Source organism: Paenibacillus endoradicis (genome assembly GCF_024721975.1).
On the sequence record NZ_JANQBB010000006.1, the window covers coordinates 1 to 11,894 of the forward strand.

Below are 11,894 nucleotides of genomic sequence, written 5' to 3' on the forward strand. Positions count from 1 at the left end.
CTTTTTCTCTATATTTACGCATCCAGCGTTTCATACGATCCGGATCTTGTATCCCTAAATACTCGTTAATCCGTCGATATGTCCACTTCTCCTCCACATGTAGCCGAATAGCCTCCATCTTTAGTTCCTTAGAATATTTCGTAAACTTTTGTCCTTTTACTGCTGGCATAAAAAATGCACCTCCTAGAATTTCATCGGATAAACCAGGGGTTTATTCCAATGTCTATTCTAAGGGGTGCACTTCAGAGTGTTATCTCTACGAACTCGACGTTTTTAGTTAACAAGCTCAATATGTTGCTATATGAGCTGATTTATGCCTCCAATACGATCTGTCCTTGCACTAGTTTACGATATAAACCATCTTCGCGAAGCAACTCTTCATGTGAGCCTTGTTGCTGCAGTTGACCATCTTGTAAAACAATAATTTTGTCGGCTTGACGAATCGTGTTCAAACGATGAGCAATAACAAATGAAGTTCTTCCCTTCATTAATCGCTCTAACGCTTCTTGTATTTTAATCTCTGTTACCGTATCAATACTACTCGTTGCTTCATCGAGTACAAGAATAGCCGGATTAGCAATAAGTGCTCTAGCGATCGCTATCAGTTGCTTCTGACCTTGACTGATTCCCGCTCCACCTAATTTCAACTTAGTAGAATAGCCCTCCTTTAGCCTCATTATAAAGGAGTGAGCATTTGCAAGCTTAGCTGCCTCTATCACTTGATCTGATGTCGCATCAAGTTGACCGTAACGAATATTTTCCATAATCGTTCCTTCAAATAGATACGGATCTTGCAATACAAAAGCCATATGAGCGCGTAGACTTTCACGCTTAATACTCGAAATTGGTCTGCCATCAATAAGTATGCTACCGCTACTCGGCTCATAGAATCTTGAAAGTAAAGAAATTAGAGTTGTCTTGCCCGCTCCAGTCGGACCTACGAATGCGACGGTTTCTCCCGGCTCTACAGTAAAGCTAATATTCGAAATTGTACTTCGACCTTCTTCATATTCGAAATTAACTTTATCAAATGCGACTTTACCCTCAATAGCATCAACAGAAGAAGCAGACTGCTCGTCAATATTTTCCTTAGGCTCATCAAGAATTTGAAATACACGTTCTGCCCCCGCAATAGCTGATAATAGCGTATTCCATTGATTGGCAAGATCATTCAGTGGTCTTGTAAATTGTCTTGCGTACTCTGCAAAAATAATGATAATCCCTACTGTTATCGTATCAGTCCATAACGTCAACAATGCTCCTACCCCTACAATTAAAGCAAAGCTTAACGAATTTAGACCATTCATTAGTTTAGGGATAAAGCCAGAAATCGCTTGAGCCCAATAACCAGATAATCTAATTTTTTCATTGCGCTCTTGAAACTGTGAGATCACGACATTCTCTTGCGAAAACGACTTAATAATTTTCTGTCCAGATAATGTTTCTTCGACAAATCCATTTAATGCTCCGAGATTACGTTGCTGCACTCTAAACAAACGACTTGTTCGACCCGATATCCAGCGCATTCCATAAAACATCAATGGAATAACGCAAAACGTAAGTAGTGTAAGAATAGGGCTTAATAGCAACATAACAACTATTATACCGACAAGCATCAGTGTACTTGAACAAATTTGAATAAAAGAGCTATTCATAGACGAGCTTATATTATCAATATCATTTGTCGCACGACTCATTAGATCACCTTGCTGTCGCTTTGCGAAAAAGGGTATTGGTAAACGATGAAATTGACGAAATAGATCAAGACGCATTCGATATACCGTTTGTTGTGAGATCGCAATCATCCATATATTTTGCAGCCAATTGACTAATGCATGTAATCCATATACACAGGCCATTAATAAAAGAATATAGAGCAAACCATCTTTACGATCTATGATGTAATTATCAATTGTATAACCAACTAAGTAAGGACCTAATAATGAAAATCCCGTAGCAAGCACGATCATAATTAATACCGATATTAATTTGACTCGATAAGTAGCAAGGTAACCCCATATTCTGCGTAATGTCGCTGGCATCTGATCCGGTCGCTTAACCTTAGTAGGTGCACGGCCCGGCGCACCACCTAATCCAAATCCTTTCAGCTTTGTATCCTTGGCACCTGGAATATCTCTTTCTTCTCTAGCAAGTAGAGAGGACGGCGATTCATATTGAAACGGAATCATTAATTGTTTCTTCCAAGATTTTAGCTTCATCTTCCCGTTATCAGTTGTGCTGAACTGTTGTTCTGACATGAGTCATCCCTCCTATCCATCGATTGAGATTGATAGATCTTCTGATACAATGATGAGCAAGTTAATAGTTCATCATGCTGCCCTTGCGCAATGACTCTTCCATCGTCAATAATAACAATTCGATCAGCCATGGCTGTAGAGCTCATTTTTTGCGTGACGAGCAATACGGTACAGCTTAATTTGCGAATTGCTGCTAATAGTTTGTTTTCAGTTTCTACATCAAGTGCGCTTGTACAATCATCTAACAATAAGATTTGAGGTTTGCGCACTAATGCTCTAGCAATGCTCATTCTCTGTTTTTGACCTCCGGAAAGATTCACGCCCTTCTGTCCAATAAGCGTATCGTATCCTTGCGGTAATTTCATAATCGTCTCATGGATTTGTGCCATCTGAGCAGCCTGAATAACCTCATCCATCGTTGCATCTCTTTTTCCCCATCTAATATTGTCAGTAACTGTACCTGTGAAGAGAAGAACCTCTTGCGGTACATATCCAATATTAGAACGAAGTTGGTGGAAAGAATAATCGGTGATAAGATGATGATCAACCGTGATAATCCCTTGATTCACCTCATACATTCGAGGAATCAATTGTAGTAAACTAGATTTGCCAGACCCAGTAGATCCCATAATGGCAAGCATCTCACCTTCATCCACTTCAAAGGTAATATCCTGCAATGCTATAAGCTCAGATTGTGGATAAGAGAAATTCACATAAGAAAAGCTAATATGTCCTGCTATTTTGTAAATGGGTTCCTTATATTCATCATCTGAGTCTGAACGAATATTATCGTTCTCTCCTACTTGAAATACTTCATCAATACGATGCATGGAAGCCGCAGCTCTCGAAATATTAGTAACAATCATAGAAATCATCGACAATGCACCGGCAGTGCGCATCGCATAATTAACAATAGCAACAATATCACCGACAGTAACAAGTTCTCCAGCAATAATTTGTTCCCGTGCAAACCATATAACGAGTAAAATGCAACCGTTAACAAGAATAAGCACAATCGGCATTGTAAGTTCCGCCAATCGTAAAGTCGCAATTGTACGATCTCTGAGTTGTTTGTTATGTTGCTTGAAGCGAGTATTTTCATGCTCCATTCTCACGAATACACGAATCAAGCGTACACTCATTAAGCTTTGTTGCATCACACGGTTCACATGATCAAGCTTATCTTGCACCAGTCTAAACAGTTTATTATTGCGTATCATTACCCAACCAAGAAAAACAGCTAATATCGGGAAGGCAATGAGTAAATATATTGCGAGTGAAGGATTAATAATAAAAGCCATCAACATACAACCAATGACAAGTAACGGCGCTCTTAGCATAATACGCATACCCATAAATACAGCATTTTGTACTTGCGTAACGTCATTAGTCATTCTCGTCATAAGTGAAGCTTCTTGAAAGTGGCTAAATGTATGGAAGCTCATCTTTTGTACGCATTTATAGAGTGATTGCCTAAGATCAAATCCAAAGTTTTGACTGACATGGGCGGAGTAGAAAGAACCAACTATTCCGACAATAAAGGCAAGTAACGTCGTGGCAAGTAATATTCCACCCCATAGCACCATCGCGTTCATATTACCTGCCATAATACCATCATCAATAATTTTTGACATCATGAATGGCTGAAAAACTTCAATTAGCAATTCAACTAGCATCATACTGATGGCAATACCGACAAAAAATTTATAGGTACGAAGATAGCTTATAAACGTACGCATCGTAGTTACTCCTCTCTGAAGTTAGTACAACTATAGATTATTGAAACATGAATATACTTAAAGAAATAGTTCAAGAACATACTTAGATGACGAATAGATGCAGGGACGTTATCGACATCAAACAAGTAGCATTACGATAGAAATATTATCCATTTGTATCTCTATTATAACGAGTAAAAATAGAAAGTCGAATAGTTTTTTATACCTCTAAATATCTTGAATTAGAGATATAAGAAGACAAAACACTTCTTATTCATAGAAGGTTTTGAATGAAATGTCTCGACTATAATTGCCGAACCCTTTGCCAAACAGCGTTAATCCCCCTACATGTGCAGCATCTTCTCGGACACCTAGCGCTAAGCTCCACACATGGCGATCAATGACAATATCGTCTATCGTAATTTGGGATAATTTTTGACCATCTACCCAAGTACCTGATTCATCAACGCGAATCACTTTGAGTAAACCATATTGGTTCACAGGATCTGCCCACCATGAAGGTGAAAATCTGCCTCGTACAGCACCATAGTCACCTGGACTAGTCCATACACCAATGTCTGAACCATTAATTTGAAAGAAAATATCTGATGGCCAATTTTCATTGTAGCCAGGTGCTTCTGAGCCTAATTCTATAGTAATCTCGATCGCTACAACTTTCTGACTTGGTAATAAATAGTTTGGTAATTTATATTCTAGATAGCCGTGGCCAAACCATAGAATTCCTGCATTCATTCGTTCTGGGGTATAGAAATAGCGTGGATCATCAAATTGTCCAATGACACGTTCAGGGGTTGATAAGCCACAGGTAGGATGCACTTCAAATTCAGTATAATGCCCTATTGGAATAAGGACTTCATGATAACGTGCTGAAATTGGTTCGATGGAAGGCAATTCTATATTGATATTAGAATGTGCCAACGTGCACATCTTATGTGTTCCACCATCTTTGCGAATCATCTGGGTTGTAACTAAGCCCGCTTTCTCAAGCTTTTTCACATGCATCGTAATAATTGCACTACTAAGCTGCAGGGATGACGCAAGTTGCTTCACATTCATCGATTGATTGGCTAGTATATTGATGATCTCCAGGCGAACCTCACTTGCAAGTGCTTCATATAGAGGTAGCCATTTGGCATCGGTATTCGCTTCAATCATAATTCTCATCCTTCCAAAACTAACAAATCAGTTGTTTGAATTGTACGTACTCTCTTTATTTTCAATAATAATATTATTATATACTTACTAATATGAAATTTACCATTATTATGTAACATGTATCAAAGTATCTTATTACTATTACTTCTCCAATATGTGTACTAACTACACATTACCGTTAACAGAACAACTTGTAAATAGGATACATACTGCAAAAATAACCAGTGCATGCACTGGTTATATCGCGTATACTTCGTCTTTCTGTTCGTGTTTTCCACGTTGCAGAATACGATCTAATATTAGTTTTTCAAAATATATGAAATCATTATTGCGTTCGCGTGGTCTAGCTAACGTAATATTCACATCAAATGCTATTTGTCCTTTTTCTATAAGAATGACACGATCAGCTAATGCTACTGCTTCGTCCACATCATGCGTAACAAGAACCGTTGTAAATTGTTGCTCTAACCATAGGTTTTCAATAAGATTTTGCATTTCAATTCTCGTTAGTGCATCAAGTGCTCCAAGCGGTTCATCGAGAAGCAATAATCTTGGAGATGAAACTAATGCTCTTGCAAGTGATACGCGTTGACGTTGCCCACCAGATAATACACTTGGCCACTCATGTACATGATCACTCAAACCAACTTGGGCAAGAGAGGCTAAAGCTTGCTCGTAATTTCGAGATTTCATTCCAATCTGTACATTTTCTACCGTATGTTTCCACGGCAGCAATCTTGCTTCTTGAAATAACATTCTCGTATCTTCACGAATACTATCGATTGAAGACCCATCTAATAATGCTTCACCAGTAGATGGCGTCTCAAGACCAGCAAGTAATCGTAACAGTGTACTTTTTCCACATCCGCTTCGCCCAACAATAGCAAGAAATTGTCCAGCCTTAATCTCGAAATTAATCCCATTCAAAACTTGCTTTTCTCCAAAATTTTTGTATACATTATCGACTACGAGATTTGCTCCTATAGATTTTCCACCCATCGTTAGCATCTCTCCTTTCAAGATTGCTTTGAATAGCTAGGATGCCATTGTAATAGCTTCCTCTCTAATGCTTTTGCGATCGAATCAGATAATTTACCAAGAATTGCATATATTATAATGGAAAGCACAACGATATCTAATCTCATAAATTCGCGTGCGTTCATTGCCATATACCCGATACCTGAATTTGATGATATCGTCTCTGATACAATTAATGTAAGCCACATAAACCCTAGTGCATAACGAACACCTACTAGAATCGAAGAAACAGCACCTGGGAAGATAACATCACGGTACAATTCCTTGCCCTGCAAGCGATAAACTTTAGCCATTTCTATAAGTCCTGGATCAATCGACCGAATACCATGTAAAGTATTCATATAGATAGGGAAGAAAACACCCAAGACGACAAGAGAAATTTTCGCAGTCTCGCCGATTCCGAACCATATAATAACAAGTGGAATAAGAGCAAGATGTGGCACATTCCGTATCATCTGAATTGAACTATCTAATAGTCTATTGGAAGTTTGTGAAAGACCATTAAGAACACCAAGGAAAAACCCGATGGCACCACCTATTGCAAATCCGATAAATGCACGAATTGTACTACTCCATATATAACCGAATAAATCCCCAGAGATCGTAAGTTTAACTGCTGCTTGTGCCACCGCTAGCGGTGTTGGTAATATTCTCGTTGAAATCAATCCGAGTTGCCCAAAAATCTGCCAGACAATAATAAATATAATTGGAATAATAGCAGGTGCGATCGAACTATCTATTAATTTACGAAACCATTTCATATGATGTACCTCCACAAGCAACAGACTAGATTTTCAAAAACTTATTGTAGGCGACAAACTCGCCATCTGCTTTTATCTTGGATACTGCCTCTCCACCACGCTGTGAATTAACTGGTAATAGTGGGAATAACAATTCTGCTACACGATATGATTCTTCGAGATGAGGATAACCAGACAAGATGAAAGATTCAATACCTAGATCAGCGTATTCCTGAATACGATCAGCTACTGTTTGCGGATCACCAACAAGCGCTGTCCCCGCACCGCCACGTACAAGACCGATTCCAGACCATAAATTTGGAGAGATTTCTAATGCTGAACGATCTCCTTTATGAAGCTCACTCATTCTACGTTGGCCTACTGAATCATAGCGAGCTAATATTCGCTGTGCTTCTTCAATCGTCTCATCGTCGAGATATGAGATTAATTTATTGGCTGCTTCCCAAGCCTCGTCATTGGTCTCTCGAACAATAATGTGTAGACGAATTCCAAATTTCACTGTTGTGCCACGTTCATCTGCCAAGGCTCGAACTGCTGCTATTTTCTTTGCAACTTCCACCGGTGGCTCACCCCATGTTAGATAGTAATCCACATGATCGGCAGCTATTTGCAGTGCAGCTGGAGAAGAGCCGCCAAAATATAGCGGTGGATAAGGCTTTTGCAGCGCTGGGAGTAACACTTCACCTTCCGTAATCTTTAGATGCTTGCCTTCAAAATCTACTGTTTTTCCTTGTGTTAACTCTCTCCATACGGTTAAAAATTCGTCTGTTTGTTCATAACGTTCCGTATGATCTAGAAAAACACCATCACCTGCAAGTTCATGCGGGTCCCCTCCCGTTACAACATTTACAAGTAATCTTCCATCAGACAAGCGATCAAATGTAGATGCCATACGTGCAGCAAGAGTTGGACTCATTAGACCTGGTCGAATTGCCACAAGGAATTTCAAGTTTTTTGTCACCGGAATTAGTGATGATGCTGTAACCCACGCATCTTCGCATGCTTTTCCAGTAGGAAGCAAGACACCTTGAAATCCTAACGTATCAGCAGCTTGAGCAACTTGACGTACATAGTTATAATCAATTGCTCTGGCTCCTTTTGATGTGCCAAGATATTTACTATCTCCATGCAGGGGAATAAACCATAATATATCCATATTCATATGCCTCCTATTAGTACAATTACTATTTTAATGTTGCTTCGCTCACATTAATGGCTTCTGGTATTAGCTTTAAGTCAAAGAATGTATCTGCAATACTTTGTTGAGCTGCAATCGTATCATCACTAATCGGAATAACACCCCAACTACGATGTGATAATGCTTGCACCAATGAAGGCTCATCGATTCCTAATGCAGGTGAAAGTAACTTAGCAACCTCAGCTTGATTATTCTGTGCCCACTGATCAACTTCATCAATTTGATCTAAAATAACTTTAATCACTTCATCATGCGCTTTAGCAAAATCTCGTGATGCCAAATATATTTCATAATTCTTAACTAACCCTTCTCCATCAACAAGTACTCTCGCTTCGGTCGCAAGTTGAGCTGCAGAATAGAATGGCTCCCATATTACCCAAGCATCAACATTGCCACTTTCAAACGCTGCTCTTGCATCAGCTGGCGGTAGAAATACAACTTCAATATCCGAATAATTCACGCCTTCACTTTCCAGATACTTCACTAGTAAATAATGAACATTAGATCCTTTATTAAGTGCAACTTTCTTACCAACCAGATCTTTAGCGGATTGAATGTTGGAATCTTTCGGAACGAGAATACTTTCTGCTTTCGGACTTTCATTAGAATGAGCTAGGTATACAAGAGGTGCACCCGCTGCTTGAGCAAAAATCGGTGGAGCTTCTCCAGTATGACCAAAATCTATACTGCCTACATTCAATGCTTCTAGCAATTGAGGACCACCTGGAAATTCAATCCACTCCACCTTATATTTCAAATCAGCAAGCTTTTCTGCTAGACCACCGCGCTCCTTCAAAATATTTACCGATGCATATTTCTGATAACCTATACGCACAACTTTATCTCCACTAGACTTCCCTTCGCTATTACCACAAGCAGCGATTACCACCATCGCCGTAATCATTACGACACTCATTAACGTTTTCCAATTCATAAAACTTTTACGTTTGCTTCTCATTTCATTCACTACCCCTCATTATCAATTCATTTATTTCCTACCTGTTTACTTGTATATGTTACACAAAAACTACCATCCAATGAATCACACTGTCAATGGGCTGATGAACATTGAGGATGAATGAGGAACAATGAGTAAAATGTAGAACTCTATATTGATTTATACTACCTTCTCCAGTAATATGAAGATATTACAATTCCAACTATTCAGGTATGATTAATATAAATTAGATCGGAGTGATGGTATTGTCCTACGGACCTTTTCACTATATAACGATTAATGAAGCGATGAATCAATTAGGGGTAAGTCGTGCTACAATCGACCGTTGGCGTAAAGAAAAGTCTCTACCTTATATCAAAATAGGAAAAGAAGTACTATTTGATCCAGAGCAAATTCAGAAGTGGATTGTCAGTCATCACTCCCAGCAGCAATATGCTCAATCATCTAATGACCTCTCTGTCCCCACGATCATAACCATTGGTTATCAAACTACTTCTGCACAACTGTGGAGTCCACTTGTCATGAAGCAACGAGCATTGTTTGAAGAAGAATTAGAAATAGCATATCCAGATCGTCACTTTGAGCTCCGTTGGGTTAATGCTCCTAACGGTATGGAACTTGTTGAAGAACTAATTGCAGGTCGTGTGCATTTTGCCTCTGTAGGTGATTATCCAATTTCAGCAAGTTGGAGTCTAAGTCAAGTACTACCTCGGTTTAAGCCCATTTTTCTCGCATTTGATGGAAAAACTACTGGTAACAATGGAATCTCTCTTGTTGTTCCAACTGGTTCAAAAGTAAATTATTCAGATCAATTGAAAGATGAAATTTTCTCCGCTGTAAGTGGATCCAGCTCGGCCTATCGGCTTGACCAATGGAAAAACCAACATCGTATTCAATCTGAAACTATTGTTCATCGTAATATGGGTGATTGCCTTAATGATATCGTTGGAAGACATATTGGAGCTAGTATGCTTTGGGAGCCTTATCTAAGCTGGGCACAGCATATAGGTGCAGGTCAACGAATTAGAGGTGATTCCAATAACTCAGACTATCTAACTGGACTAATCGCCGATCAGCAATGGGTAAGTCAGAACGAAGATATTGTCATCTGCTATTTAAAGGCTCATATTCGTGCACATCAATATATTCGAGAGCATAGTGAACAAGCAGCGGTCCTAATTAAAAAAGCGAGCGGATTTCCTATAGAAGTTGTCTATCAAGCACTGTCACATATTCACTGGGATGCATCCATCTACCAACGAGATGTGCAGACATTATTGGATATGAAGCAAATTCTCTCACCTTTTACTCTAACTCCGTATCAAGGAGAACAACAACGCATTAGTTTTAGAAGTCAATATTTACAACAAGCTGTTGAATCATTAAAACTTCCACAGTTGCCAGATTTCCCGCTACTTGGTGATTGGTCGAAAGAACTTATGTATTAACACTAATGATAGTAAAACATGCCTCAAAAAAAGTGTTGACATTATTTTGCTATTCAGCATAAAATATGGTCAACGAATATAAGAAGATTCAACCAGTTCACTGGAGAATCACAATAACTCTACCTTTTCGTAAAGGAGATGTTGTTGTGATTTTTTTTACGATAAATTCCGAGTTTTCTTATTGGATAAGTTAAATATAAGGAAGGGGTCGTTCGATGAAACTATTTTGGTTTATTCCAACGTATGGAGATGGCAGATATATAGGCTCTAAGGTAGGAGCTCGTCTCACATCTATTGAATATTACAAGCAAGTTGCTGTTGCAGCAGATCATCTAGGATATGAAGGTGTATTATTGCCGACAGGAAGAGCATGTGAAGATGCTTGGATTACAGCATCCTTTCTAGCAGAAGCAACACAGAACTTGAAGTTTCTTGTAGCTTTACGTCCTGGCATTATTTCTCCAACCTTTGCAGCAAGAATGGCAGCTACATTCGACCGCCATTCCAAAGGAAGATTATTAATTAATGTTGTCGCAGGCGGGGATTTGGCTGAATTAGAAGCTGATGGCTTATCTTTGGATCATGATCAACGCTATGAATTAACCAATGAATTCCTTACAGTATGGCGGAGTCTACTAGCTGGGCAGGAGGTTAATTATGAAGGAAAACATCTGCATATTAAGGAAGCTTCTAACTTTTATGCTCCCCTTCAATCTCCTCATCCCCCACTCTATTTCGGTGGTTCTTCACCCGCTGGAATTGAAGTAGCAGCTAACCATGCAGATGTCTACTTAACTTGGGGCGAACCGGTTGATCAGATCAAAGAAAAAATCGAAACTGTTCGATCCGCATATACAAAGGTCGGTAGATCAGTAAGTTTCGGTATTCGGCTACATGTTATCGTTCGTACAACAGAAGCAGAAGCATGGGCCGCAGCTGATGAATTACTCTCTCATCTTGATCAAGAAGCCATCGAGAAAGCTCAAGCTATCTATGCTCGAATGGATTCACATGGACAGAAACGAATGAGTCAATTACATGATGGGGATCGAAACAAACTCGTTATTGAACCTAATCTATGGGCTGGTATCGGATTAGTTCGTGGTGGAGCGGGAACTGCATTAGTTGGTTCTGCAGAGCAAGTTGCTAACAAGATGAAAGAGTACGAAGCACTTGGCATTGAGACATTCATCTTGAGTGGCTATCCACATTTAGAAGAATCGTATCGGGTAGCAGAGTTACTGTTCCCATTACTTCAAACCAACGATTCACAACAACCATTACAAGGTAGAGGTGAAATGATCGCCTATCATTATTCACCTTCTACGTCTTAAGAATT

At 39.2% G+C, this 11,894-nt stretch carries 9 protein-coding genes; 2 read left to right on the top strand and 7 right to left on the bottom strand.

All coding sequences use genetic code 11. From position 1 onward, the window contains the following. Positions 1 to 311: 311 nt before the first annotated feature. The 7 genes from NV377_RS18555 to NV377_RS18585 form a co-directional block, all read right to left on the bottom strand. Positions 312 to 2,258: an ABC transporter ATP-binding protein gene (locus tag NV377_RS18555; protein ID WP_258202299.1), complete on the bottom strand. Its 1,947-nt coding sequence runs from the start codon at positions 2,256 to 2,258 to the stop codon at positions 312 to 314. Next, entirely contained in the window at positions 2,216 to 3,997 is a 1,782-nt protein-coding gene (locus NV377_RS18560) for an ABC transporter ATP-binding protein (protein WP_258202300.1), read from the bottom strand. Before NV377_RS18560 ends, NV377_RS18555 begins: the two co-directional genes overlap by 43 nt. Positions 3,998 to 4,246: 249 nt before the next feature. Further along, positions 4,247 to 5,152, bottom strand: coding sequence for an ArsR/SmtB family transcription factor (locus tag NV377_RS18565; RefSeq protein ID WP_258202301.1), 906 nt, complete (start codon positions 5,150 to 5,152; stop codon positions 4,247 to 4,249). 237 nt (positions 5,153 to 5,389) lie between these two features. Next, positions 5,390 to 6,151 carry an ATP-binding cassette domain-containing protein gene (locus tag NV377_RS18570; protein WP_258202302.1) on the bottom strand — a complete coding sequence of 254 codons (762 nt, stop codon included), beginning with the start codon at positions 6,149 to 6,151 and terminating at the stop codon, positions 5,390 to 5,392. A gap of 17 nt (positions 6,152 to 6,168) precedes the next feature. Beyond that, positions 6,169 to 6,951 carry an ABC transporter permease subunit gene (locus NV377_RS18575; protein WP_258202303.1) on the bottom strand — a complete coding sequence of 261 codons (783 nt, stop codon included), beginning with the start codon at positions 6,949 to 6,951 and terminating at the stop codon, positions 6,169 to 6,171. Positions 6,952 to 6,976: 25 nt separating this feature from the next. After that, the gene (gene ssuD / locus NV377_RS18580; RefSeq protein WP_258202304.1) at positions 6,977 to 8,107 is read right to left on the bottom strand and encodes an FMNH2-dependent alkanesulfonate monooxygenase; all 1,131 of its coding nucleotides are present in this window, start codon (positions 8,105 to 8,107) and stop codon (positions 6,977 to 6,979) included. 28 nt (positions 8,108 to 8,135) lie between these two features. Further along, positions 8,136 to 9,107: a sulfonate ABC transporter substrate-binding protein gene (locus NV377_RS18585; protein ID WP_258202305.1), complete on the bottom strand. Its 972-nt coding sequence runs from the start codon at positions 9,105 to 9,107 to the stop codon at positions 8,136 to 8,138. 245 nt (positions 9,108 to 9,352) lie between these two features. Here NV377_RS18585 and NV377_RS18590 point away from each other — a divergent pair, with 245 nt between their 5' ends. Continuing rightward, positions 9,353 to 10,555 (top strand): helix-turn-helix domain-containing protein, encoded by a 1,203-nt coding sequence (locus NV377_RS18590; protein WP_258202306.1) that lies wholly within the window; start codon positions 9,353 to 9,355, stop codon positions 10,553 to 10,555. A 215-nt stretch (positions 10,556 to 10,770) separates the two neighbouring features. Further along, entirely contained in the window at positions 10,771 to 11,889 is a 1,119-nt protein-coding gene (gene ssuD / locus NV377_RS18595) for an FMNH2-dependent alkanesulfonate monooxygenase (protein ID WP_258202307.1), read from the top strand. The last annotated feature ends 5 nt before the right edge of the window (positions 11,890 to 11,894 follow it).

Coding starts and splice junctions, on each gene's coding strand:
- ssuD (WP_258202304.1), bottom strand. CDS start 8,107: ATGGATATATTATGGTTTATTCCCCTGCATGGAGATAGTAAATATCTT.
- NV377_RS18575 (WP_258202303.1), bottom strand. CDS start 6,951: ATGAAATGGTTTCGTAAATTAATAGATAGTTCGATCGCACCTGCTATT.
- NV377_RS18565 (WP_258202301.1), bottom strand. CDS start 5,152: ATGATTGAAGCGAATACCGATGCCAAATGGCTACCTCTATATGAAGCA.
- NV377_RS18555 (WP_258202299.1), bottom strand. CDS start 2,258: ATGTCAGAACAACAGTTCAGCACAACTGATAACGGGAAGATGAAGCTA.
- NV377_RS18560 (WP_258202300.1), bottom strand. CDS start 3,997: ATGCGTACGTTTATAAGCTATCTTCGTACCTATAAATTTTTTGTCGGT.
- NV377_RS18570 (WP_258202302.1), bottom strand. CDS start 6,151: ATGGGTGGAAAATCTATAGGAGCAAATCTCGTAGTCGATAATGTATAC.
- ssuD (WP_258202307.1), top strand. CDS start 10,771: ATGAAACTATTTTGGTTTATTCCAACGTATGGAGATGGCAGATATATA.
- NV377_RS18585 (WP_258202305.1), bottom strand. CDS start 9,107: ATGAGAAGCAAACGTAAAAGTTTTATGAATTGGAAAACGTTAATGAGT.